This window comes from Arthrobacter sp. FW306-06-A (assembly GCF_021870055.1).
Classification (GTDB): Bacteria; Actinomycetota; Actinomycetes; order Actinomycetales; family Micrococcaceae; genus Arthrobacter.
Genome location: NZ_CP084552.1, coordinates 1474849 through 1500161, shown reverse-complemented (window position 1 = coordinate 1500161; position 25313 = coordinate 1474849). Strand labels below are relative to the sequence as shown.

Sequence of the window (25313 nt, the reverse complement as noted above, 5' to 3'; positions counted from 1 at the left end):
GCGGTGTGGCCGGTTTTTGGACAGGCCCGTCCGGCTGCGAAAGGAGTGAAATTACCCGTTGGCCTTCCCCGACCCCGGCTAATAGTTACCCACTGTAACCGTAGCGTTATAAAGGGGCCAACATTTGTGCATACCAGGTATGCGGCCGGAAGACGGATCCGGCGCGCCCGTCAGGCCCAGGATCCGTATGCGCTCACGGTATTTTCGCTGATTGCGGTGCAGAGGCCAGCCAGATCGGAGCCTGTCAATTCTGCCATGGCGCGTACCGTGTACGGGACCATGTAGCTGGCGTTAGGGCGCCCCCTGTGCGGGTGCGGGGTCAGGAACGGGGCGTCGGTTTCCACCATGATGAGTTGCCGGTCTGCCACGGCAAGCGCGGCACGGAGATTCGCCGCGTTCTTGAATGTCAGCGTGCCCGCAAAGGACATCCACCACCCCTGCTCGTTGCAGGTCCTGGCCAGTTCCTCGTCACCGGAGAAGCAGTGGAACACTACCCGTTCCGGGGCTCCCTCTTCCTGCAGCACCCGCACCACGTCGCTGTGCGCGTCACGGTCATGGATCTGCAGGGTGAGGTCGAGACGTTTGGCGATGTCTATGTGGCGCCGGAACGAGTATTCCTGGTGCCGAAGCCCCTCCCCCTCGGTGCGGTAGAAGTCCAGTCCCGTTTCGCCGATGGCACGGATCCGCGGATGCGCGGCCAGGCGTTCGATTTCGGCGAGGGCGTCTTCCAGCCCCACGTCGGCGGCGTAACGCGGAGCGTCGTTGGGATGCAGGGCTACAGCCCCCAGGAGCCGGACGTCCTGGTCCACTGCTTCCACGGTGAACCGCGAGGACTCCAGGTCGCAGCCCACCTGCACGGCACCCTGGACCCCCACAGCCGCTGCCGCATCGAGCGCAGCCTTGATCCCCACAGGCGCCTTTCCTTCCGGAAAGTCCAGGTGGGTGTGGTTGTCCATGACCGGCACGGGCAGTGGCTCCGGCGCCGGCGGGAAGTCCTTGCGGCGCCCGGCTTCCGTGGCCGGAGTTCCGTCCGTGGCGGGCAGCCGGTAGGCGGCAGGAATCGACGAATTGCACATCCATCCAGCCTAGCCGCGGCGGACACCCCCATATTTGCCGGAACTCTCTGTCAGCCGCGGCAGTTGTGTTAGTAGTCTGGAACGAACACACGCGTACGCCCACCGAGGGGCGAAGGCAGGCTTGCTGTCCCGTCCAGGTGAAACCCGGGCTGAAAGGTTGCCGATGGAACCGCACCGACGCACCGCCACCAGTGGAAGCGCAGCGAACCTCAACCTGGCCGGCGTGCCTGATTCCGTCAGCCACCTGAACGGGCACCGGCCGCCGGCCACGGACCCGGAGTCCTTCCACGAGGCGGCGCAGCGCATCCTGACCACCGTCAACACGGTCATTGACGGCAAGTCCGAGGCCGCCAAGCTGGCGCTTACCGTGCTCCTCGCGCAGGGCCACCTGCTGGTGGAGGATGTGCCCGGCGTCGGCAAAACGCTGCTGGCAAAGACCCTCGCCCGGACCATCGACTGCACCGTCAGCCGCATCCAGTTCACGCCCGACCTGCTGCCCTCGGACGTCACCGGGGTGTCCATCTACAACCAAGCCTCGAGGCTCTTTGAATTCCGGCCGGGCGCGGTGTTCGCAAACATCGTCATCGGCGACGAAATCAACCGCGCCTCCGCCAAGACACAGTCGGCCCTCCTTGAGTGCATGGAGGAGCACCAGGTCACGGTGGACGGCAACACCTACAAGCTCGATGAGCCGTTCATGGTGGTTGCCACCCAGAACCCCATCGAGATGGAGGGGACATATCCCCTGCCGGAAGCCCAGCGGGACCGGTTCATGGCCCGCATTTCCATGGGGTATCCGGACAAGGACGCGGAGATCGAGATGCTGGAAACCCACCAGGCAGTCTCGCCGCTGGCCCACGTCTCCCCCGTGGTCACCGCGTCGGATGTTGCAGGCATGACCGCTGCCGTCCAGCAGGTCTTCGTTTCCGAATCGCTGAAGGAATACATGGTGTCATTGGGCAGGGCCACCAGGGAAAGCCCGCTGCTGCGGCTGGGCGCCAGCCCCCGTTCCCTGCTGCAACTGCTGCGTGCCGCCAAGGCCACGGCCGCGCTGGACGGACGCGACTTCGTTCTGCCGGACGACGTGAGGGACGTGGCCGAAGCCGTCCTGGCACACCGCATCATCCTTGACCGGAAGGCCGCGGGCGCAGGCGAGACGCCGCACAGTGTCCTGCGGGGCATCCTGTCCCGGCTGCCCGTTCCGCAAGAGCAGCCCGGCCAACCGGGCAGGGCTGCTGCCGCCGGCAGCAGGAACCGCTAGGAAACCAGCATGGCCCTGCTGGACAAGCTTCCGCGGCACCTGTTCACCAGGCGCGGGTGGGGCATGCTCGCCGCCGGAGCCTTCACGCTCGCCGCGGCTCAGGTCATGGGGCGCCGGGACCTCCTGACGCTGGCGTTACTCCTGCTGGTGCTTCCACTCGTCTGCCTTGCCGGCGTCCGGCTGGTCAAACCCCGGTTCCGGGTCTACCGCGAGTTCAATCCTTCCCCGGTGGAGACCTCGGCCCCGGCGGCAGTCCACCTTGCCGTCGCCCGGTCCGGCCCGGGCAGCGGCCGAGTCGCCATGGAGGAGCGGCTGCCGGCACAGTTCGGCCACGCACCGGCTTTCCGGTTCCCGTCCCGTTCCGCCACCGGCGGCACCAGCCGCTATGAGTACCACCTCACCTCACGGCACCGCGGCCAGTTTCGAATCGGGCCGGTCACCGCCGAGTTCACCGATCCCTTCGGACTCGCGCTGCACCGCCAGGCGATCGACGACGGCGACGTCCTCACCGTGACGCCTGCCGCCGTCGCCCTTCCTGCCACGCTGCTGGCCGGTGCGCGCGGCAACGATGGAGTCACCGCCACCCGTGTCCGGGCAAACCCCAGCGATGACGATGTCATGACCCGTGAGTACCGGCACGGCGACCCGATGCGGAGGGTCCATTGGGCCGCTACCGCCAGGCACGGGGCCCTGATGGTCCGGCAGGAGGAATCGGTCACCACTCCGGAGGCCACCATCATCCTTGACCACCGTTCCGGCGCGTTTGCCGGGGGTCCCGGAACGGCAATGCCTGGCCTTCCCGGCCAGGACGGGCATGCGCTGGCCACCAGCGGGACGTTCGAGTGGGCAGTCGTTGCCGCCATGTCCATCAGTGCACACCTCGCGGAGCGAAACTACAGCCTGCGGCTGCTGGACACCGGCGGAAACCCGGCATTCCTCCACTCGCCGTCTTCCCCTGACCCGGGAGCGGAAGAATTCAGCGGGACCTCAGGTCTGCAGTCCATTGCCGAAAGCCTGGCCGCAATCCACCTGTCCGGAACAACCCGCCCGCGGCGGGACGGCGTCCTTCGGGACATGACGGGCCGGAACCCGCAGGCGGAGGTGGCAACAGGGACCCGGACATCGGCAGGCAATGAGCAGGAGCCCCCGGCATTCGATGACCACCTGATGGACAAGATCTCCGCACACCGGATGCGGGGACCCCTGATCGCAGTGCTGGGACGCATCACTGCACAGGAGGCCGCAGCGCTGGCGCCTGCTGCCGCCTCCGCCACCAACGCCATGGCTTTGGTGGCAGTGGAACGGCCCGCGGAATACCAGGAAGTCCTCGAGGTGCTTCGGCAGGCCGGGTGGCGGGCAGTGGCCGTGGCGCCAAAGGCGCAGCTGGCTGCTGTGTGGGGCGGGTTCGACCAGGACCTTGCCCTGCCGACGCGTCCGGCACCGGAGGCAGGGCGCGGAGCGGGGGTGGCACGATGACCATGGCACCGGCGCGGGCAAGAGGCGCCGGGCAGCAGGCGCAGCCCGATCCACCCGCCGGCCGGACACGGCCGGGCGTTTATCCCTGGGCCATGGCGGCGGCCATCGCAGTGGCTGTCTGCGGCGCGGCCCTGTCCCTGAACGGCGTACTCCGCGGCTGGAACTGGTTCTGGCCGGCGATGACCACCGTGCTGGCGGTGGCGCTCACCCTGGCCGCGCTGCGTTCCCTCCGCGCCCAGCCCCTGCTGGTCACCGCGGGTGGATTCGTGGTACTGGCCGCTGTCCTGACGCTGACGTTCTTCCGCAGTTCCAGTTTCCTCTGGGTGGTCCCCACCGGCGCCACCCTTCCCGAGCTGGACCGGCTGGTCCGGCGGGCCAGCGAGACGGTGCTGTCGGAGACCGCGCCGGTGGCGCCCAACGCCGGGATCGTCATGGTGGTCTGTGCCGTGCTGGGCCTGGCAGTCATCCTGGTCGACGCGCTTGCGGTCCCACTGGGCATGCCGGCCGCCTCAGGCACCGGGTTGTTGGCCTTACTGGTGGTGCCGGCGATGATCAAACCCCAAAGCATAGGGGTATGGAGTTTTGCTGCCACGGCAGCGGGATACCTGCTCATCCTGGGCTGCAGCCAGTGGTTCGCCCCGGACGGACGGTTGCAGGGCGGTTCCGCGCGCAGCCCCGGCCTGGTGCGGCGCGCCGTACTGACCGGCGCCGTGGCACTGGCGGCCGCACTGGTGCTGCCCGTGGCCATTCCCGGCTTCGACAGCGGCACTTTCCCCCAGGGGTCGAGGCTCAACCCGTGGAGTTCTGCCACCGGCCTCAATCCGATGATCACGCTGGGCAACAGCCTCCGCGCCCCCGATGGCAGCGGCAGGATCACCTATGCCACGAACTCGCCTAATCCCCTCTACCTGAGGTCCGTCACAGTGGACAACTTCGACGGCGATTCGTGGGGACCGGACGACCGCACCGCATCCCGGGTACCCCTTGATGGCAGGATCGACCCCGGTTACGCAGTCCTGGCCGACGAGCAGGTACGGCTGGTCACTGCCGTCGACGCCGGGTCCTTCACCAGCCCCTACCTGCCGGTCCCCTACGCGCCCGAAACCGTGCGCGGCCTGGGCGGCCAATGGACCTGGGATCCCGCCACCCTGAGCATCAAGGGCACCGACACCACCACCCGGCGGCAGGAATACCTGGTGACCTCGGCAGTGCCCAGGCTCTCGTCGGCGCTCCTGGCGCAGTCCACAGGGCCGGCCCGCGGCATCCCGGATATCTTCTCCCGGATCCCGGGCAACGTCCCGGACATCGTCAAAACCACGGCACAAGCGGTCGCCGGCACGGCGGGAACACCCTTCCAAAAGGCCATGTCCATCCAGAAGTACCTCCGCTCGTCCGAGTTCACCTACTCTCTGCAGGCGCCGGTGCAGGGCGGGTACGACGGCAACGGCCTCTCCGTCCTGGCGGACTTCCTGCAGCAAAAGAGCGGCTACTGCATCCACTACGCCTCGGCGATGGCGGTGATGGCCAGGCTTGAAGGAATTCCCAGCCGGATCGCGGTGGGGTATGCCCCCGGAAGGTTGACCGGGGCCACGGTAACGGTGGCCGGCCAGGGTGCCCTCCCGGAATACGAGGCAGACGCCCGCGACGCCCACGCCTGGCCGGAACTGTACTTCCAGGGCCTGGGATGGGTGCCCTTCGAACCGACGCCATCCCGGGGAGTGGTCCCGGATTACGCCACTGAAGCGTCAGCACCATCGGTCCCGGACTCCCTGGGCAACAACGACGGGCTCGTCCCCGATAGCGCCCCGGTGCCAACGCCAACGCCCAGCGCCACAGCCCAGGCTGCTCCGGGCGCCGGCAACAGCACCGGTGGCGGCCCCGAATTGATGCCCTGGCTCATTGGCGCGGCCGGAGTTGCGGCACTGGTGCTTCTGGCGGCCGCCCCGCACCTGGTTCGCGCGGGCACCCGGTCCCGCAGGCTGCGGCCAAAGCGCCCCGAACAGGCTGTCCCACAGGCGTGGGATGAGTTCAGGGACCTTGGCACCGATTACGGCCTACCCGCCGCCGACAGCGAAACGCCCAGGGCCTATTCCGCACGATTCAGGGAAAAGCTGCTGGGCGAGCCGGGCGGCATGGACAAGGACGCGCACGACGCAGTTGCCTCACTCACCTCCGCGTTCGAGCACTACCGGTACGGCCGACCCGGCGGCGGCGCCCAGAGCGCCGGCAGTTCCCAAGGGACCAGCCTCCGCGTCCGTACGGCAGGTGCGGACATCGCCGGCGGGGTTGCCGCTGTGGAAGCATCACTGCGGGCCAATGCCACACTGCCCAGGCGCCTGGCCGCGACGTGGCTTCCCGCGTCGGTCACCCGGCGGCTGGGCCTGCTGCTCCGTTGGCCGTTCCGCGCGGCCGGCAGGGCCCTGCGCGCTGCCGGGCACGCGGCGGGGCGTTTCCGGTCCGGGCGCGGCACTTCTGCCGCCACCGGCGCTTCGGTCCGGCCCGTGGCCACGGGAGGGCCGGCGAACCTGGACAGGCACGACGGCGGCCGCGGGGCAGGCGGACGGTGACACGAAAGTGCCGCCCGGGAAAACTCCGGGCGGCACTTTGCGGTTTGCCTGCGGTTGCCGGCGGGCCGGGTGCTAGCCGGCGTAGGGGTCGGCGATGCCGATGTACTGGGTGTAGAGGTATTCCTCGATGCCTTCGAGGCCGCCTTCACGTCCCAGGCCCGACTGCTTGACGCCGCCGAAGGGTGCGGCCGCGTTGGAGATGACACCGGCGTTCAGGCCGAGCATGCCCGTTTCAAGCTTTTCACCCATCCGGATGCCGCGGTTGATGTCCTTGGTGAACACGTAGGCCACCAGGCCGTATTCGGTGTTGTTCGCCAGCCGCACTGCCTCGTCTTCGCTGCTGAAGGTGATGATCGGGGCAACAGGGCCAAAGATTTCCTCGGAAAGGATACGGCTCCCCTCGGCGACGCCGGACAGGATGGTGGGCTGGTAGAAGTAGCCCGGCCCCTCCACCGGTGCACCGCCCAGGACTGCCTTGGCGCCGGAGGACAGGGCATCGGACACCAGTTCGTGGACCTTGTCACGGCTCTTGGCGTCGATCAGCGGGCCTACCTTGGATTCGGGTTCGGTTCCGCGGGCGGTGGTCATTTCCTTCATCTTCGCGGCGAACTTCTCGGCGAATTCGCCGGCCACGGACTCGTGGACGATGAAGCGGTTGGCCGCCGTGCAGGCCTCGCCCATGTTCCGCAGCTTGGCTGCCATGGCACCGGTGACAGCGGCGTCCAGGTCGGCGTCCTCGAACACCAGGAACGGGGCGTTGCCGCCGAGCTCCATGGAAGTCCGCAGCACGTTTTCGGACGCATCGGCCAGCAGTCGCCGTCCCACTTCGGTGGAGCCGGTGAAGGAGAACTTGCGCAGCCGGGAGTCCTTAATCAGGGGCCCGGTGGTGGCCCCTGCCGTGGACGTGGGGATGACGTTAAGGACACCGGCCGGGAGGCCGGCTTCCTGCATGACGGCCGCGAACAGCTGGGACGTCAGGGGCGTCAGGTTCGCAGACTTCAACACCATCGTGCAGCCCGCGGCGACGGCCGGGGCGATCTTGCGGGTGGCCATGGCCAGCGGGAAGTTCCACGGTGTGATCAGCAGGCAGGGACCCACCGGCTTCTTGGCCACCAGGAGCCGGGACTTGCCATCGGGTGAGACGGAATAGCGGCCAAAGGCGCGGACTGCTTCTTCGGAGAACCAGCGCAGGAACTCGGCGCCGTAGGTCACTTCACCGCGGGCCTCGGCCAGCGGCTTGCCCATTTCCAAAGTCATCAGGAGGGCGAAGTCTTCTGCCCGTTCGGTCACCATGTCGAAGGCACGGCGCAGGATTTCGCCGCGTTCCCGGGGCGGCACCTTCGCCCAGGATTCCTGGGCAGCGGCGGCGGCGTCCAGGGCGGCCGCACCGTCCTCGGGGCCGGCGTCGGCAATGCTCAGCAGCACCTTCCCGGTAGCGGGATCCTCGACGTCGAACGTCTTGCCCGAGGCGGCGTCGCGCCACTCACCGTTGATGAGCAGCCCGGTGGGAACGGAGGCCAAAAGCCGGGTTTCGCGCTCGGCGGTAACGGCCGGCTGTGCAGTGACAGTCACGATGACTCCCTCGTCAGTAGGGTTGTGGCAGCCCGCCCCCGCGGTACGGAGTGACCGGGATCATGGGGCTGATTAACAGCCAGACTACTGCGGGGCACCGCCAGGGTCTACGCCGTTGCGCACTGCAGAATCGCAGCTTTGCTGTGCAGCTGCACAGGAATCCGAAGGCCCCTGCGGAGTTTACCGGGCGGCGAGCACAGCCGAATACAGTTCTCGCTTGCTCACGCGCGCGTCATCGGCAACGGCGGCTACAGCCTCCTTCAACCGGATGCCCTGGTTCACCAGCTCGTTGACTGCCGCGACGTGGTCTTCCGGGGTTCCGGGTGCCTGTTCCGGCGCACCGCCGAGCACCACGGCGATCTCGCCGCGCACCTCATTCTCCTCAGCCCAAGTGAGGAGTTCGCCTACAGTGCCGCGGATGACTTCCTCGTACGTCTTGGTCAGCTCCCGGCAGACGGCGATGGGACGGTCAGGGCCGAAGCGCTCCCGCAGGGCCCGCAGCATGGCTTCCAACCGGTGCGGAGCTTCGAAGAAGACCATGGTGCGCCGCTCCCCCGCGAGATCGGCGAGGCGGGAGGCCCTTTCGCCGGCTTTGCGGGGAAGGAACCCTTCGAAGCAGAACCGGTCCGTCGGCAGGCCGGACAGCGCCAGTGCCGTGAGCACGGCTGAGGGGCCGGGGACGGCGGTGACGGTAAGCCCCGCCGCAATGGCGCCCTCAACCAGCCGGAAACCGGGATCCGAAACCGCAGGCATCCCGGCGTCGGTCACCATGAGGAGCGTGCCGCCGGCACGCACGTGGTCAAGGAGTTCGGCCGTCCGGGTGGCCTCGTTGTGTTCGTGGTAGCTGATGACGCGGCCGGCCACGGTAACGCCCAGGCTCTGGACCAGGCGGTGGAGCCGCCGGGTGTCCTCGGCGGCGACGATGTCTGCCGTGCCCAGCAGTTCCACGAGCCGGGCGGAGGCGTCGCCGGTGTTCCCGATCGGTGTGGCGGCAAGGACGATCCGCCCCGCAGTCGAAGGGGCGGGCTCGGGGAGGGGGCTGGGGTTCGGGTCCACCCACCAAGCCTACTGCTGCCGGGTCTTCCAGCCGCAAAAGGTACCATGGGGCTCGTGACGCAGACCTCGACGCGGCCCGCCGGGGCCTGGAAACGCAGCCTGGCGGCATCCCCTTCAGCAGGCGCCACAGCGGTGGAGCCTCACGGGAAGGCTGCCCAGTCCTGGATCAGCCGGCCGGATGAGGCGTTCACCGTCGAGGCGCTGCGGGCAAGGCTGATTGGTACCGGTACCTCGTGGCGTGACTACCCGCCGTCGCTCCGTCTTTGGTTCGTCCTGGTTCCGGTCCTGACGGCGGTCATTGGCGGCCTCCTCCGGTTCATCCGCCTCGAGGTTCCGCACAAGCTGGTGTTCGACGAGACGTACTACGTCAAGGATGCCTACTCCTACCTCATCAGCGGCTACGAACGCAGCTGGCCGGACAAAGCGAATGATGCCTTCAACACCGGCAATCCCGACGTCCTGCTGGGCACCCCCGAGTATGTGGTCCACCCGCCGGTAGGCAAATGGATGATCGCCGCGGGCATGTGGCTGTTCGGACCGGAGAACCCGTTCGGCTGGCGCTTCGCCGCAGCCCTCACCGGCACCCTCACCGTCCTGCTGGTCTCCCTGGTCGCACTGAAACTGTTCCGCTCGCTTCCGCTGGCCGGCGCCGCCGGGCTGCTCCTCGCCGTCGACGGCCATCACCTGGTGATGTCCCGGACCTCGCTGCTGGACATCTTCCTCACGTTCTGGATCCTTGCCGCCTTCGGCGCCCTGCTGATGGACCGCGACGACGGACGCCGCCGGCTTGCCGCACGGCTGGCCCGGGCCGCTGCCGCCAACGGTGGGCAGCCGCCGGAAGGTGCGCTGCTGTCCGGGCCGTGGCTGGGCGTGCGCTGGTGGCGGGTCGCCGCGGGCGTCTGCATGGGCCTGGCCGTGGGAACCAAGTGGTCCGGCCTGTTCTTCCTCGCCGGATTCGGCATCCTCACCGTGCTGTGGGACCTCAACGCGCGCCGGGTCGCCGGCATCCGCGGCTGGATCAGCGGCGGCGTGATCCGGGACGGGATCCCCGCGTTCCTCGGCATGGTTCCTGTGGCAGGGCTCATCTACGCCGCCACCTGGACGGGCTGGTTCCTGTCCGACAACGCCTACTTCCGCCATTGGGCGAAAAGCAATCCGTCAGCCGAATGGGGCTGGCTCCCCAGCTCCGTCCGCTCCCTGGTCCACTACCACCTGGAAGCGTACAAGTTCCACCAGGGCCTCAGCGCCGAGCACCCTTACCAGGCCAGCGCCTGGAGCTGGCTGGTGATGGGACGGCCCACGTCGTTTTTCTATGAATCCCCGCCCCAGGGCACTCCGGGCTGTGACGTGGAGAAGTGCACATCGGCCATTCTGTCCGTCGGAAACCCGCTGATCTGGTGGTCGGCGGCCATCTCGCTGGTGGTCCTGCTCTTCTGGTGGGCCGGACGCCGGGACTGGCGCGCGGGTGCCGTGCTGGCAGGTGTCGCCGCCGGCTACCTTCCGTGGTTCATGTACCCGGAGCGGACCATGTTCTACTTCTACGCGGTGTCCTTCGAGCCGTTCCTGGTCCTGGCGCTGGCGTACTGCCTCGGGTTGGTCCTGGGCAGGGCCACGGACCCGCCCTGGCGCCGCCGCTCCGGCCTGTACCTGGTGGTCCTGTTCCTTGTGGCGGCGGTCCTGCTGTCGGCCTTTTTCTACCCGATCTGGACTGCCGAAGTGATCCCCTACGTCGACTGGAAGGTCCGGATGTGGATGCCGTCCTGGATCTAGGGCAGGATGTCAACAGAGACCTGAAGGAGCCGCTGCCGCGGCGTGGCAGCGGAAACGGAGACCTGCTGTGAGAGAAGCAAGCACCGAACTGCTGGTTGAGATGGACGCCAACAGCAACGTGACCGACCTGCTGCTGGAGCAGCACGCCGCCAACCCGGCCCGTGCCCTGTACCGCCGGAAGGGCCCCAACGGCTGGGTGGATGTTCCCGTACAGAAATTCCTCCAGGACGTCAGCGCGCTGGCCAAGGGGCTCATTGCCGGCGGCCTGGAACCGGGTGACACCGTGGCCGTGATGTCCCGTACCTCCTATGAGTGGACCTTGGTGGACTTTGCCATCTGGTTCGCCGGCGGCGTTACGGTGCCGATCTATGAGACGTCCTCCGCGAGCCAGGTGGAGTGGATCATCCGCGACGCCGGGGTCCGGCGGGTCTTCGCCGGCGAACGCGCCATGGTGCAGCTGGTCACCGGCGTGGTGGCGGACTCTGCCGAGCTCAGCGACCGCCTGGTCAACGTGGTGCGAATGGATTACGACGGCGAGGCCCCCGACCTTGCCAGCCTCGCCGCTGCAGGCGCCGGAGTCAGCGACGCTGAACTGGAGCGGCAGCGCACCCGTGCAGGCCTGGCGGACCTCGCCTCGCTGGTATATACGTCGGGCACCACGGGCAAACCCAAAGGGTGCGAGATCACGCACGGGAACTTCGCCCTGGTGGCCAAGAACATCGTGGCGTTCCTGCCGGAGATCCTGCAGAAGGATATGGCGCGCACTTTGATGTTCCTGCCGCTGGCCCACGTCCTGGCCCGGGCGGTCCAGGTGGTCTGTGTAGCCGCCGGCGCAACCGTGGGCCACAGCCCGGGGGCGGCGCAGCTCCTCGAAGACCTTGGCAGCTTCCGGCCCACGTTCCTGCTGGTGGTGCCGCGCATCTTCGAGAAAGTCCGGGCAACGGCCGCTCACAAGGCGGCGGTGGCAGGCAAGGGACGGGTATTCGATGCCGCGTCCGCTGCAGCCATTGCCTACTCGCGCGAACAGGACCGGCTAAACCGTGGCGAGGGTCCCGGCCCGGGACTGCTGAGCCGGGCCCGGCACGCGGTGTTTGACCGGCTGGTCTACCCGAGGCTGCGACAGGCGTTCGGCGGCGAGGTGGAGTACACCGTCTCCGGGGCCAGCCCCCTTGCTTCGGAAGACGCACACTTCTTCCGGGGGGTGGGCATTCCTGTCCTCGAAGGCTACGGGTTGACCGAAACCACGGCGCCGTGCACCGTGAACACACCCTCCCGCAACAGGGTGGGAACGGTGGGCATCCCCATCCCCGGGACCACCATCCGCGTGGCCGAAGACGGCGAAATCCTGGTCAAGGGAATCGGTGTTTTCCGGGGGTACCACGGCAACCCGGCCGCGGACGCCGAAGCGTTCGTGGACGGCTTCTTTCGCACCGGCGATCTTGGCGAGCTGGACAAGGAGGGCTTCCTCACGGTCACGGGCCGGAAGAAGGACCTCCTGGTAACGGCCGGCGGCAAGAACGTTGCCCCCGGGCCGCTGGAAGAGATGATCCGGAGCCACCAGCTCGTGGCCCATGCAGTGGTGGTGGGTGACGGCAAGCCCTACGTATCAGCCCTCCTGACCCTGGACCCGGAAGGCGTTGCCGACTGGCGCGCCGAGCGGGGCCTGCCCCCGCTCCCCCTCAGTGAAGCCGCCAGTGACCCCCAGGTGCTGGCTGCCCTTCAGGAAGCCGTGGACCTGGCAAACAAGATGGTGTCGAAGGCGGAGTCCGTACGCACGTTCCGGCTGCTGGACGCTGAGTTCAGCGTGGAGTCCGGGCACCTGACGCCGTCGCTGAAACTGAAGCGGTCCGCCGTCGTCAGGGAGTTCCAGGCGGAGATCGCCAAGATCTACGGCTGAGGGGCTTTTTCCTGCTCCGCCGTTTCCTGGTCAGGCTTTCCCTGCCCAGCCCTTGCCGGCTCTTCCCCGCGTCCTACGCCACGGCGGCGGCGCGTGGGCCAGGTCAGCACCAGCGTCACGATGGAGGCCAGGAGCACCATCGCCGCGATGGCGATGCCGGCATCCATCCAGAACTGGCTGGGGAACAGCCGGATCAGGGTATCGTCCAGGCTGAAGGTCCAGGACCCGTCGGCGAAGAAAATCCGGTGGAACTCGGTAAAGAACTGCTGCCAGCCCAGGGCCGCCAGCGTACCGAGGCCCAGGATCAGGACCAGCGTGATGATGGAGCCGGCGAAAAGGCCGCGCCTGATCCCGCCGGTGCTGCGCTTGCGCAGGTACACGATGGCGATCAGGGCAAGGAGGAGCAGCAAAACGCCGGCGCCGAAGGTCGACAGGATGACAACTTTGACGTCCGCCATGTGGCTGACTTCGCCGTCCTTGAAGAGTTTTTCGCCGCTGCGGCTCACCAGGTCACCCAGGTAGCGCGGGCCCGCCCAATTGCTGAGGTAGTCCACGGCGTAGGAACCATAGGTCATCCGGTCGTCGGTGTTGAAGCCGTAGCCGTCGCCCGGGAAGCCGGGCCGGTTGTATTCCACCCAGAGGAAGAGCGGGCTGGTCACGGCCCGGACGGCCAGGATCAGGAGGATAACCGGATAGATGACCGCGAGCAGGACCTGCATGACGCGCGGCGCCACCGGCTTGGCATTGGCCGCGCTTTCACGCTGCGCGTTGCGGCGCTCCACTTCCTCCTCCGGGGGACGCACGTGCAGTGCCGACGTCGGAAGGGGTTCCTTGAACACAGGAGAATCGGTGCCGTCCCGCTGGTCCGCAGCGGATCCGGTCGTGGAGGACCCGGTTGCGGACGAGCCGGCCGTCGACGCACCGGCTGCCGAGAGCCCCGCAGCGGGACGCGCGGAGACAGGATTCCCAAGGGCGGAAGATCCGACGGCGGCTTCCGCAGCCTTCCGGTCGGCCCGGCTTTCAGGCTGTGTGGCATTGCGCGTGTCCCGGAGTGCCTCGCGGTTGCTTTCACCGCCGGTCACTCCCCTGCCTGGTCCTCCCCCGCCGGGCATGTTTCCGTCAGACAGGTCAGCGGCGGTCTTGCCCCCAGGGGTTTTGTCCCCACTGGTCTTATCAGCACTGGTACCGTCTGCATCCGACTTGTCTGCATTCGGCTTGTTCCCGTCGGACGTGTCTCCGTCCGTAGGCGCCAGCCAGGAGAACGCGGGCTCGTCGGAATCCCCGGACGTATCCAGGAAAGGTTCCGGCTGCGGCGCAGCGCTTTTGGCGCGGGCCGGTGTTTCGTCATTCACAGCAGCGTCACTTCCGTTGGGTTCCGCACCGGTCCCAGTTCGCCGGCGCGATTGATTCTGCAGACGAGCCTACCGTCCGGAACTTCCGCTCGGCGAGGAACCACCCCGGCAGGATTACAACGATTCAGGCAGCGATTTCCGTGTAGCCGGCGTCTTCCCGGCGGATGTCCCCGCGTTCCCCCGACAGGAACGCCCGCCTGCCCCACACCAGGACATACACCCAGTACGCGGCGAGTACGGCCGCGCCAATGCCGATCCTGGCCCAGGGGGGCAGTGGACTGGGGGTGACGAACCCTTCAACCAGCCCCGAGACGAAAAGAACGAGGACCAGCCCCAGGGCCACCGTGACCAGTGACCGGCCTTCCTCGGCCACCGCCCGGCCACGGGTGCGGGGGCCGGGCGCGACCATGGCCCAAAAGATCCGCAGGCCCGCGGCAGAGGCAATGAAGACGGCGGTGAGCTCCATCAATCCGTGGGGCAGGATGTAGCTGTAAAACACATCGGACTTGCCCGCTGAGGCGAAGATTCCGGCAGCGACGCCCACCCCCTGCGCATTGCTGAACAGGATCATCGGAACCCACACCCCGGTAATGCCCAGGGCCACTGCCTGGGCACAGATCCACGCGTTGTTTGTCCATACGGCGCCGGCGAAGGACGCTGCAGGGTTTTCCGAGTAGTAGTTGATGAAGTCCTGGTCCACGTACTGGGCTGCGGCGGTTTCGGACGCCACGGCCCGAAGGGCTTCAGGGGATGTTCCGATCCATATGGCGTAAGCAGCCGCGATGAGGACGAATGCTGCGCCGCAGGCCAGGGTAAGCCAGGCCAGCCGGTACAGCGCAGCCGGAAGGGCCACCACGAAGAACCGCACCAGGTCGGCCACAACGTTGGACCTGGCGCCGGTGAAGCGGGTCCTTGCCAGGGCCAGCGTGGCGGACAGGGACGCCGACAGCCCGCTTTCCGGGGCCACGGAACGGACCAGGGACAGGTGCCCGGACGTGGACTGGTAAAGCGCCAGCAATTCGTCGGCTTCGGCGCCTGTCAGCCTGCCTTTGCCGGCAAGCTCCTGCAACCGCGCCCATTTGTCCGCATTGACGGCGGCAAAGGCATCCATGTCCACGGCTACAGCCTAACGCCCGGCATTAGACTTTGAGCGTCCGCACCAACCAACATCAGCTGCGAAGGGCAGGGCCGCAGGGTGGGTCCAATCATCACCGGAGAGGCCGTAGTACTCGAGCTTCGGCCCGCCAGTTTCGCCGCGCGCGCCCTGGGCCTGGCCATCGATGTCGTGGTCCATGTTGTCCTGCTCGTGCTGGTCATGATTGGCTTGTCGGCCGCCGGCCGGGATCTTGACCCGGCGGCCGCACGCGCCCTTGGCCTTGCCGCCGTCGTGTTCTGCCTGGTGGTGGTGCCGGTGGCTGTGGAGACGCTGAGCAGGGGCCGGTCGCTGGGCAAGCTGGCCACGGGCCTGTGGGTGGTCCGGGAGGATGGCGGCGCCATCCGGTTCCGGCACGCCGTGATCCGCGGACTGACCGGTTTTTTGGAAATCTACCTGACGTTCGGCGGCCTTGCCCTTGCCGTGGCGCTCTTCAACGATAAGTCGCGGCGGCTGGGCGACCTGCTGGCCGGAACCTATGCCGTCCGAAGCCGGGTGCCGGCTGAGCAGGCCATTCGGGTCTTCGTGCCGCCGTACCTGCAGTCCTGGGCTGCCGCCGCGGACATTGGCCGCATCCCGGACGCCACGGCGCGCAGGGCAGCACAGTTCATCCGCCAGGCTGGCCGGATGGCCCCGCTGTCCAGGGCAGGCATGGCCGCCTCGATCGCCGCCGAACTGTCCGCCCACGTAGCCCCTGCCCCGCCGCCCGGAACGGGCCCCGATGACTTTCTGGCCGCCGTCGTTGCCGAACGGCGGAACCGGGAATTCACCAGGCTGTCGCAGTCACGCCGCCGGTACACCGAGACGGGGCAGCGCCTGCAGCGGTTGCCGTTCGGCAACTGACCCTAGTTGTCGTATTCGCTCCACGGGATGTTCCAGTCGCCGAAGCCGTCGGTGTGCGCCGCGTAGTCACCTTCGGTATTGATGATCTGGACCACGTCCCCGGTTCCCATGTTGTCGAAAACCCAGGCCGCTCCATCCGGGAGGAAACCAATGCAGCCGTGGGACACGTTGGTGTTGCCGATGTACGGATACGCGGACTCAAGCGCCTGGTGGATATAGGCCCCGCTGAGCGTGAGGCGGATGGTGTACTCGACGTCCGCCTCACCGTAATAGGCGGGGTCGTCGGGCTTGAGCCCGATGCTCGCCGCCCGGAAGTGGTCAAATCGGTTCTTCTCCATCAGCACCGCGAATCCCTTGGCCGAGGGGAACCGCTTGTCCCCCATGCTGACGGGCAGGGTCTTCACAGGCTGGTCATTGATGCTCAGCGTAAATGTATGCGCTGTGGCATCGGCTATGGCTACCTTCTTGTCGCCGATGGAGACATTCACCTTTTTGTTGAAGTTGGCAATCTGGCCGTTCCCGAGGTCAACGCCGAAGAGCTGCATGTCCATGGTGATGGTGGAGTTCGCAGCCCAGAAGTTTTCGGGACGATACCGGACCATGGTGTCGCTGTACCAGTGGAAAGCCCCGGCCTGCCCAGCCGTAGTGGTGATCTTGATGGCCTTTTCAACGGCGGCCCGGTTAGTCACGGGCTCGCTGAAAATGATCTGCAGTGGCTGGCCCACACCCACCTTCATGCCGTTCAGCGGGTAGATGGCAGCGTCGGCCTCATGGGAGCTGGACACGGTATTGAAGGACTGGGTGGTGCTGGTTTCGCGTCCTGCTGAATCCTTGACCACGTAGGTGTAGCTGTACTCGGTATTGAACTCAAGGGGGCCGGTGGCGGACCACGTCGTCCCGCTGGGGTCGATGCTGCCGTCGACGGTCTTCCCCGCCGTACTGGCGAGGGTGACGCGCTGGATGATCCCATTGCCCACCTTCAGGGAAACCGGTGCGGCCGGGTTCACCTGCTTGGCGCCATTGGCGGGGACGGCGTCCAGTGCCACCGGTGGGACAACGGGGGACGCGATGCCGGGCGATGTCCGCAGTGCGGAGCCTGCTTCCGATTCCAGGGGTCCGCCGGCAAGGCCCGGGGCGACGGCGGCGAAAACCCCGCCCACGGCAGCCAGGACACACACGGCAACCACGGCAAGGAATTTCTTGATTTTCCCCCGGCGACGGGGCTTTACATCAGGCTCCATGTTTTTGATCCTACGTGCAAAAAATAACGGCCCGGGCGCTTGTCCAGCGCCCGGGCCCTTACGTCTCAGTAACGATAGTGTTCGGGCTTGTACGGGCCCGCGACGTCGATGTCCAGGTATTCTGCCTGGTCCTTGGTCAGTTCAGTGAGCTCGACGCCCAGTGCGGCCAGGTGCAGCCGGGCCACCTTCTCATCCAGGACCTTCGGCAGGACGTAGACCTTGTTTTCGTACTCGTGCTGGTCCCGCTTGGTCCACAGCTCGATCTGCGCGATGGTCTGGTTCGCGAACGAGTTGCTCATGACGAAGGACGGGTGGCCCGTGGCGTTGCCGAGGTTAAGCAACCGGCCCTCGGACAGGACGATGATGGAGCGCTCCGCGTCGGCGCCTTCGTCGAAGACCCACTCGTGGACCTGCGGCTTGATTTCAACCTTCTTGATCCCGGGGATGCGGGCCAGGCCGGCGATGTCGATCTCGTTGTCGAAGTGGCCGATGTTGCCCACGATGGCCTTGTTCTTCATGCCGGACATGTGCTCGGCGAGGATGACGTCCTTGTTGCCGGTGGTGGTGATGAAGATGTCGCCCTGGGCCAGGACCGATTCCAGCTTGGCCACCTGGTAGCCGTCCATGGCCGCCTGGAGCGCGCAGATGGGATCGATCTCGGTGACGATGACGCGCGAGCCCTGGCCGCGCAGGGCTTCCGCCGCGCCCTTGCCGACGTCGCCGTAACCGCAGACCACGGCCACCTTGCCGCCCATGAGCACATCCGTGGCCCGGTTGATGCCGTCCGGCAGGGAGTGGCGGATGCCGTACTTGTTGTCGAACTTGCTCTTGGTCACCGAATCGTTGACGTTGATGGCCGGGAAGAGCAGCTTGCCCTGGTCGGCCAGCTGGTATAGGCGGTGCACACCGGTGGTGGTTTCCTCGCTGACGCCCTTGATCGTGGCTGCAGTCCTGGTCCACTTCCGGGGGTCGGCGGCAAGGGAGCGGCGGAGCACGTCGAGGAAGATGCCGTATTCTTCGGAGTCCTCGGGATCTGCGGAGGGAACATTGCCCACGGCCTCGAACTCCACGCCCTTGTGGACCAGCATGGTGGCGTCGCCGCCGTCGTCAAGGATCATGTTGGGGCCCAGTTCGGGGTTGGACTCAGCGCCGGGCCAGGTCAGGATCTGCTCGGCGGTCCACCAGTATTCCTCGAGGGTCTCGCCCTTCCACGCGAACACCGGTACGCCCTGCGGGTCTTCGACGGTGCCCTTGCCTACCACCACGGCCGCCGCGGCTTCGTCCTGGGTGGAGAAGATGTTGCAGGACGCCCAGCGGACCTCCGCGCCCAGCGCAGTAAGGGTCTCGATCAGCACAGCGGTCTGCACGGTCATGTGCAAGGAACCGGCGATCCGGGCGCCCTTGAGCGGCTGGGAGGGGCCGAACTCCTCACGGAGGGACATCAGGCCGGGCATCTCGTGCTCCGCGAGGCGGATCTGGTGGCGGCCGGCTTCCGCCAGGGAGATATCGGCAACCTTGTACTCAAAAGTCATGGGTGGTCCTTTGCTTGGTCCGGGTACTGGTCCAGTCCCCGTTCTGCTGTTTCTGTGAGAGCCAGTGCAGGTGAAGCGGATGCAGGTGGATTACTGCCCTGCTGCAGCGGGATCGTGCTGGTCCGAACCTGCCGAGGCTGCTGCGGCCAGCAGTTCCGGAGGCAGCAGCAAAGGGATCCCGTCCTCGATGGCGTACCGGTTCTTCACGCCGGAGTCCCCGGCGGCAGTGGCCACCAGTTCCTCCCCCTCCTGGACCAGGGGCGATCCGGTCACGGGGCAACGCAGGACGGACAACAGCTCGGGGCTGATCTTTGGCATTTGTTCATGCTCCCTGGCGGGCGCGCTCGCGCCGGTAGCGGAAAGGATGTGCAGTCTTTAGAGTACCGCCAGATACGGGTCAGGAAGGTTCGCGAAGGATCCGCAGGTGGCCCCGGCGTACCCCTTCAGTGCCTGCCGGGGCTTCCAATGCCGAATGGTGGCCCCGTTGGGCGGGCGGCTGCGCCTCCGGCGGCAGGGCCGCGGCGTCGCGGACGGCATTTGCCAGGGCCAGCAGGTCATCCGGCCCAGGCTGCTGCGGAGTGGACGGCATTGCCAGGCGGAGTACTTCCCAGCCACGGGGAACCGTCAACGAATCGGCGTGCTGCTCGCAGAGGTCGTAGCAGTGTGGTTCGGCGTAGGTGGCCAACGGCCCCAGGACTGCCGTGGAGTCTGCATATACGTACGTCAGGGTGGCTACCGCCGACTGGCGGCAGGCAGACCTTGAACACTGACGGATAGCTCCCACGACATCACAGACTACCCCTTCGCCGGGCAAAAACTGCGCATTGCGGGGCCTACGCAGAGGCGCGCGGCGCCGCCGGGCGGATGTATCGCGTAAATCCCCGCCCGGGTTTAGAGTCGATGTATGCAGTCATCGAACCATGAATCAGGTTTTTCGGTCCGGTTGGCTGACCCGGATGCCCCCGCAGCAACGGGCGTGGAGACCGCCGGCAGGAGTTTCTTCAGGCGCCGCCGGAACCGGCATGGGCGCGGCCTTCGCGGCGAGGTGATGTTGCCCACGCATCCGGGCTACCGGACCCGCGGCGACCGCTTTGACGACATGGTGCTGGACTCCGCCCAACGGTTGCACGACATCTGGGGCAAGACCCTCGACGGCGTCAGGTTTGGCGTGGATGAAATCCCGCCGGACCTTGAACAGCTGGCCGCCAACGCGGCCCCTGCACCCATGGGCGCCTATACCCCCGCTGCGGGAGAGGAAGGACCCACGATCACGGTGTACCGGCGGGTGGTGGAGCAGGCCTGTTCCAGCGTGGAAGAGCTCCAGGACCTGGTCCACGACGTGGTGGTGGAGCACACGGCGGAGATGCTGGGTGTCGCGCCGGAGACGCTTGACCCCGTGTACCGACGCCGCTACTGAACACCGGGCCTAGTAGCCCAAGGTGACCGGGACTGTTTCCTGGCCGGCCGCAGCAGCGAGGAACGCCAGGGACGAGACGTCGTTGCGTCCGTCCTGGCCCACCAGAACCGCCCCGTAGGCGGCGTCGCCGGATGCGGAGACCACATAGCCCACGACGTCGGCCCCCTCGGCCTGGTCCGGGACGGTAATGGTCGCGGTGGTGCCACCAGCGATGTCGGCGGTGGCGGCTGCCCGCACCTTTCCATCGGCAGTGATGGGTGCATACGTGATGGTGGCCCTGGCGTCCAACGCCCCGAACACCAGCTGGCGGAGGCCGCCCTTAGGGATGGGAACCACGTGCTGGCTGCCAAGCCGCACGGCCGAAGGAGCCCAGGCCAGATCGGATGGCTGCCCTGCCCGGAGCCCGCGCCCCATCCGCGCCGCGGCGACAAAGGAGACGTCAGATGAGGCCGCCACGGTGTATTGGCCGGCGGGTACACCGGCCAGGGAGACCTCGGTGGTGGATCCGGCCTTCGCGGTGATGACGCCGCCGGACGGAAGGGCGCGCTGGCCATCCCGTCCATACAGCTTGACTTCCACTACCGCATCGGAGGCGCCGGGAACCGTGAGCTCGAGGGCCGGGCCGGCATCCTTATAAGCGGCCTGGGCCGTCAGGGGAGCAGTGCCTGCGGGGTCCTGGATGTCCACGCCCGTCATGATCTGGCGGACAGCAGGGGCAGTCCCGGGGCCAATGAAATCCACGCCGCCCGGAGTGAGGCCACGCAGCACGCTCTGCTGGATGGATGCGGCCACCGGGCCGCCGGCGCTGCGAACGTGCACGCTGAGGCTCGGCTCGTTGGGCGCAAGGCCGGCCAGGACCACGCTGCGGGTGGTGCCCGGGGCAACCAGCAGGCCGCGACTGCCCGGCGCCTGCACCTGACCGCCCGAACCAAAGAGTTCAAGGCTCACCGTGGCAGGGGTGCTGGAGGCATTGGTGAGTGCCAGCACGGAGGTGCGGCCGACCGTGGTGCTGGCACCCGCCAGCCATTGGTCGTTCGAGGGTTTCCCGCACGTGGCAGCAGCACTTCCCTGCAGGTCACCGTCACTGGCCGTGTATTTCATGGCGGCGGCGGCCGACGCATTCTGGTTGGCTACGGCCTTGGCGCTCAGGACACTTACCTGGTCCATGGACCGGTCGGCTGCAACTCCCGCCAGGAGCTGTTGGGGGGCTGCGGCCGTCGGTGCCGGACCAGGATCCTTGGAAATCTCGACGGCGGCTGTTCCGTCCAGGTGCGCGAGCCGGCTGCCGGGGAGCACACCTCCGGCGCTCAGCACGGCGGCACTGACCCTGGTCGCCGCAGTAGCGGACTCGGGCCGGAACTGGGCGTCGGTACCGGTGCCGGTTCCCTCCAGCAGCCGGGCGGGGCCGGGGCAGACGCCAAGGCTGGCTCCCGCCGGGACGGCTGCTTCCGCGGGCGGCACGGTCCGGCTGGATGCGGGCGCGGCCATCAGCGACCCTCCGGCCACCAGGGCCCCTGCGCCGGCAAGGATGAGGACGCCCGCCGCAATTCCAGCCACGGACGCTGCCCGCCCCTTGCCGCCTGTCACACGGCTGGCGCCGCGGCTGGATGTTTTGCTGTCTTCGCCGCCCGTTGGCGCCGTTTCCCCGGCCTGGGGCTGCTTCCCCGCCTCGGCGGAAGGAATGCCGGCGGGTGGGGTCTGCTCATGCATGTTGGTGTTCCTTACGCAGGGAGCCCTCGTCGCGCGAGAGACCGGTCCGCGGGCGCCGGGCCGGCATGGGGATTGCCAGGATGACAGTCAGTCCGATCACCGTGATCTGGGCAGCGGCAGCCCAGAACGACCACGGGTTCTCGTAGCGGACGGTGAGCTGGCCGGCCGCCGCTGGAAGCGTAAAGGCCTGGGACCAGCCGTCGGTGGTGGAGGTCAGCTTCCGGCCGTCGAGCCAGGCACTCCACCCCGGGTCGGCCCGCTCCGCCAGTACCACCAGCCGGCCTTCCGGCCCCGCAGGGACGGCGGTGTTGACGTCATCGGTTCCGGAGGCGACCAAAGCGGTGGCCGCGCCACGCGGATCCACGATGCGGACGCGATGGGCCACTTCAGCAGCCTGGAGGACCGGCTGGTTCAGTGGGCTGATGCGCCAGAGCCAGCCAACGTCGGTCTGTCCTACGGCCACAAGGCCGGGAACTGCGTCCATCCGGCTGGCGGTGAGCTGGGCTGCCGTGTCCGCTGCCCGGAGCACCACGAATCCAACCCCGAGCTGTTCCAGGTCGGTGCGCGGATCCACACCCTGCCCAGCGACAAGGGTGGCCACCACGCGGCGGACAGCCGCGGTGACGTCGTCGTCGCCACGGACCTCTTCGGCACCCGGCGCGCCGATGATGTTCCGTGCAGAGGCGATGGCGGAGAGACTGTCCAGGGTGGTGCCTGCCCCACGCATCAGCGACGCACTGAAGGTTCCGTCTTCTCCGGTGCTGAGCAGCAGGGTCCGTGTTTGTTCCGGCCCGGTCCCCCGGTCGACGGCGGTGGCGGGCAGGGAGCGCCCCGTGGAGGCTTCCACAAGGCGCGGCGTGCCCAGCTCTCCCCCGGTTCCGGAACCTGCTGCCGCGGCGGCAGGAGCGCTCCCCAGGGGTGTAGTGGCCTGGGTGGCGGCAGTCCCCGCCGGACGCAACATGTTCTGCGCTGACCAGGCAGCCATCCCGGCCAGCGGTCCGGCCAGCACCACCACAAGGCCCAGCGCCAGCCCTGCGCGCGCTGCCCTTCCAGTCCTCGTCCCGGTGCCCGACGCCCGGTCCGCCGTGGACAGGAGTTGCTCGGATCCGAGGATTGCCGCCGCAAGGAGGGCAAAGGACACGGCAGACACCACAGGTCCGGTGAACGGCGTGACCAGCACGCCGGCGTTGAAGCCGGTGGCGAGGTGGCTGGCGAACCAGCCGGCGGCCAGGGCAATAACAGCCACGATCCAGAAGCACCTGGCAATCCGGGCCCGACGCCGTGCACTGAAGAGTCCCACGATGGCAAGGACCAGCACCGGCCCCGCGATCAGCAATGCGAGCAGGAGCGCCCAGGGCACGCCACCGCCGGCAAAGGCGGCCAGTCCCTGAAGCCCGGCTGCGGGGTCGAATGAGAGTGGCTGGCCCAGGACCTGCTGCCACAGCGGGGCAGCGTCGAATCCCAGCGGCAATCCGGGATCAGCCAGGATGGCACGCGGCCGGTCGAGTGTGGAGAGGGAAAATGGGATAAACAAGGCGGCGGCGGGCAACAGCGCCCACCACACGGTGCGCCCGCGCCGCCCCAGCAGCAGGCCGCAGAGCACGATGACCACCGTGGCCGGGATCAGCAGCGAGGGGGCGGCCGCGGTCGTGACAGCCAGGGCCAGGCCCGCAGCTGCCGCGGCCGTCCACGAGGGAAGGCCGTTGATCCCCGCCTTGGCCGGGGGCTGTTCGGTGGAGTTGCGTTCAGTTGATGCGCCGGCGTTGAACCGGCCGTGGCCCACCGCGGAGCCCGTAGCCCGCAGCAGGCCCAGGACCACCAGCGGAAGCATGATGTGCGCGATCAGCGCGCCTGCCCGCCCCTGGTTGAGTGCGGCCTGGAGTGCGGGAGCGGCTGCCCAATAGAGCGCAGCCACGAGGCGGAGCCGGCGGCGCACAGTCAGCCCGCCGGCAGCGAACCAGGCGGTGAGGCCGGACAACGGGGCACCGAGCAGGAGCAGCCAGGCCATGGCCGGATTCGCGTCCCCTCCGCCCAGGACTCCGATGATCCACAGCACGTAGTCAAAGGGGTCGCCGCGGCCGGGAAGGCCCGCGCCCAAACTGATCCACCAACTGGAGGCGTTATGCCAGATGTCCCCCAAGCTCGCGGAGACAGGAAGCAGGGCACCTCCGGTTACCGCTCCGGCCCGGAACAAACCTGTGAGCGCCAATAGGGAGGCCACGGATGCGATGATGACGGCGGCCAAGGCGCCGTTGCCCACCCAACCGCGTTTGGTGGTGGCCAGGGCTGCGAAGTCGTCCGCGGCGTCACCGGTGGGCTGGTTCGCCAGCGGATCCTGCACGAGGTGGTCAGCGCCGGAGCCGTCGGATCCCAGCGCCTCCATCAGCGACCGGCGGTGGCTCCACACCTCCCGCCGGGGGGTCTGGAGTTTGCGGATGACGGACCGGCGGATGCGCCGTGACCGCTTGGCTGTCCGGCGTGCCTTGGCCACGGCGCCCGGCCTGCCCAACGCGGCGCACGTGGCGAGAAGCTGGGAAATGCCGTGGCCAGGGTCCTTGACGACGATGCTCAGGACCAGCTTGAAGAGGCTGCCCAGCAAGGCACCGATGCCGTGGACCGGCACCATCCAGAGCGGGCTGTGCTTCAGGCGCAAGTGGACCTGGGCCTTGCGCGCCGCCGAGGGGTTTCCAAGGGCATGCGGACGGTGCGCCACATGGAACATCCGGGCTGCGGGAACCACCACCACGCGGTGGCCTGCAAGGCGGTTCCGCCAGCAGAAGTCGACGTCGTCTCCGCTGCCGGGCAGGGCCGGATCGAAGCCGCCCAGCTGGTCCCAGACATCCCGGCGCACCAGCATGCCGGCGGAATTGACGGCAAAGGTATCGGTACGGCCGTCGTACTGGCCCTGGTCCATTTCATCGGCATCGATCAGGGTCAGACGCTCGGCCCACCGGCTGGTGGAAAGACCTACATCGATAAGTCTTCGCGGCGAATGCCAGTCCAGCTGCTTGCAGCCGGCAACGGTGACCGAGGGCGCACGCTCCACGGCGCCCAGGAGTTCGGCAAGGGCTTCGGGCGCGGGCGCGGCATCATCGTGCAGCAGCCAAATCCACTCGGCCCTGCCACCGTCGCCGTCCCCGTGGACGGGGACCAGCTCCGCGAGCGCAGCGGAGACGGCGGCGCCCATGCCGCCTTTGCTCCGCGGGTAGCTGAGAACCTCGGTTTCCCCCAAAGCCTCCCGCAGGAGGCGGTAGGAGTCGTCGCCGGACCCCGTGTCCACACCCACGGCACGGTCAACGGGCCGGGTTTGGGACGCCAAAGCTGCAAGGGTTCTGGGCAGATAGGCACTGCCGTTGTGGGCAACCACAACGGCAGTGACGTGCACATCCT

General features: G+C 67.7%; 18 protein-coding genes. 7 read left to right on the top strand and 11 right to left on the bottom strand.

Annotated features, from left to right (window positions below; translation table 11 throughout):
- Window positions 1-170: 170 nt before the first annotated feature.
- Window positions 171-1076 (bottom strand): TatD family hydrolase, encoded by a 906-nt coding sequence (locus tag LFT49_RS06960; RefSeq protein WP_236821630.1) that lies wholly within the window; start codon window positions 1074-1076, stop codon window positions 171-173.
- Window positions 1077-1239: 163 nt separating this feature from the next.
- On the opposite strand from LFT49_RS06960, the gene LFT49_RS06955 reads away from it, so the two are divergent.
- Genes LFT49_RS06955 through LFT49_RS06945 form a run of 3 tightly spaced genes read left to right on the top strand, consistent with a single transcriptional unit; the run spans window position 1240 to window position 6380 of the window.
- Window positions 1240-2337 (top strand): AAA family ATPase, encoded by a 1098-nt coding sequence (locus LFT49_RS06955; RefSeq protein WP_237430145.1) that lies wholly within the window; start codon window positions 1240-1242, stop codon window positions 2335-2337.
- Between the two features lie 9 nt (window positions 2338-2346).
- On the top strand, window positions 2347-3813 hold the full coding sequence (locus LFT49_RS06950) for a DUF58 domain-containing protein (RefSeq protein WP_236821629.1): 1467 nt from the start codon (window positions 2347-2349) through the stop codon (window positions 3811-3813).
- Window positions 3810-6380, top strand: a complete 2571-nt coding sequence (locus tag LFT49_RS06945; protein WP_236821628.1) for a transglutaminase family protein — start codon at window positions 3810-3812, stop codon at window positions 6378-6380. Before LFT49_RS06950 ends, LFT49_RS06945 begins: the two co-directional genes overlap by 4 nt.
- Window positions 6381-6452: 72 nt before the next feature.
- Here LFT49_RS06945 and LFT49_RS06940 read toward each other — a convergent pair whose 3' ends face one another.
- Window positions 6453-7952, bottom strand: coding sequence for an NAD-dependent succinate-semialdehyde dehydrogenase (locus LFT49_RS06940; protein ID WP_237430144.1), 1500 nt, complete (start codon window positions 7950-7952; stop codon window positions 6453-6455).
- A gap of 180 nt (window positions 7953-8132) precedes the next feature.
- On the bottom strand, window positions 8133-9008 hold the full coding sequence (rsmI, locus tag LFT49_RS06935; protein WP_237430143.1) for a 16S rRNA (cytidine(1402)-2'-O)-methyltransferase: 876 nt from the start codon (window positions 9006-9008) through the stop codon (window positions 8133-8135).
- 45 nt (window positions 9009-9053) lie between these two features.
- Between rsmI and LFT49_RS06930 the strand changes: the two genes are divergently transcribed.
- A complete protein-coding gene (locus LFT49_RS06930) occupies window positions 9054-10778 on the top strand; it encodes a dolichyl-phosphate-mannose--protein mannosyltransferase (RefSeq protein ID WP_237430142.1) in 1725 nt (574 codons plus the stop codon).
- A gap of 67 nt (window positions 10779-10845) precedes the next feature.
- On the top strand, window positions 10846-12675 hold the full coding sequence (locus LFT49_RS06925) for an AMP-dependent synthetase/ligase (protein ID WP_237430141.1): 1830 nt from the start codon (window positions 10846-10848) through the stop codon (window positions 12673-12675).
- Here LFT49_RS06925 and LFT49_RS06920 read toward each other — a convergent pair.
- Window positions 12666-14027: a TIGR01906 family membrane protein gene (locus LFT49_RS06920; RefSeq protein ID WP_237430140.1), complete on the bottom strand. Its 1362-nt coding sequence runs from the start codon at window positions 14025-14027 to the stop codon at window positions 12666-12668. The two genes, LFT49_RS06925 and LFT49_RS06920, sit on opposite strands and share 10 nt — an antisense overlap.
- Window positions 14028-14151: 124 nt before the next feature.
- On the bottom strand, window positions 14152-15144 hold the full coding sequence (locus tag LFT49_RS06915; protein ID WP_237430139.1) for a stage II sporulation protein M: 993 nt from the start codon (window positions 15142-15144) through the stop codon (window positions 14152-14154).
- A gap of 78 nt (window positions 15145-15222) precedes the next feature.
- Between LFT49_RS06915 and LFT49_RS06910 the strand changes: the two genes are divergently transcribed.
- Window positions 15223-16023, top strand: a complete 801-nt coding sequence (locus tag LFT49_RS06910; protein WP_237430138.1) for an RDD family protein — start codon at window positions 15223-15225, stop codon at window positions 16021-16023.
- 2 nt (window positions 16024-16025) lie between these two features.
- On the opposite strand, the gene LFT49_RS06905 is transcribed toward LFT49_RS06910, so the two are convergent.
- From LFT49_RS06905 to LFT49_RS06890, 4 genes are all read right to left on the bottom strand, one after another.
- Complete coding sequence (locus tag LFT49_RS06905) at window positions 16026-17264, bottom strand: L,D-transpeptidase (protein WP_237430137.1); 1239 nt, start codon at window positions 17262-17264, stop codon at window positions 16026-16028.
- A 65-nt stretch (window positions 17265-17329) separates the two neighbouring features.
- Window positions 17330-18796: an adenosylhomocysteinase gene (gene ahcY, locus LFT49_RS06900; RefSeq protein WP_236801678.1), complete on the bottom strand. Its 1467-nt coding sequence runs from the start codon at window positions 18794-18796 to the stop codon at window positions 17330-17332.
- Window positions 18797-18886: 90 nt separating this feature from the next.
- Complete coding sequence (locus LFT49_RS06895; protein WP_236821619.1) at window positions 18887-19114, bottom strand: Trm112 family protein; 228 nt, start codon at window positions 19112-19114, stop codon at window positions 18887-18889.
- Between the two features lie 79 nt (window positions 19115-19193).
- A complete protein-coding gene (locus tag LFT49_RS06890) occupies window positions 19194-19580 on the bottom strand; it encodes a DUF3499 domain-containing protein (RefSeq protein ID WP_236801659.1) in 387 nt (128 codons plus the stop codon).
- A gap of 120 nt (window positions 19581-19700) precedes the next feature.
- Here LFT49_RS06890 and LFT49_RS06885 point away from each other — a divergent pair, with 120 nt between their 5' ends.
- Window positions 19701-20213 (top strand): metallopeptidase family protein, encoded by a 513-nt coding sequence (locus LFT49_RS06885; RefSeq protein ID WP_237430136.1) that lies wholly within the window; start codon window positions 19701-19703, stop codon window positions 20211-20213.
- A gap of 9 nt (window positions 20214-20222) precedes the next feature.
- Here LFT49_RS06885 and LFT49_RS06880 read toward each other — a convergent pair whose 3' ends face one another.
- Together LFT49_RS06880 and LFT49_RS06875 are read right to left on the bottom strand one after the other, a co-directional pair.
- On the bottom strand, window positions 20223-21923 hold the full coding sequence (locus tag LFT49_RS06880) for a DUF5719 family protein (RefSeq protein WP_237430135.1): 1701 nt from the start codon (window positions 21921-21923) through the stop codon (window positions 20223-20225).
- Window positions 21916-25290 (bottom strand): glycosyltransferase family 2 protein, encoded by a 3375-nt coding sequence (locus LFT49_RS06875; protein ID WP_237430483.1) that lies wholly within the window; start codon window positions 25288-25290, stop codon window positions 21916-21918. Before LFT49_RS06875 ends, LFT49_RS06880 begins: the two co-directional genes overlap by 8 nt.
- Window positions 25291-25313: the final 23 nt, after the last annotated feature.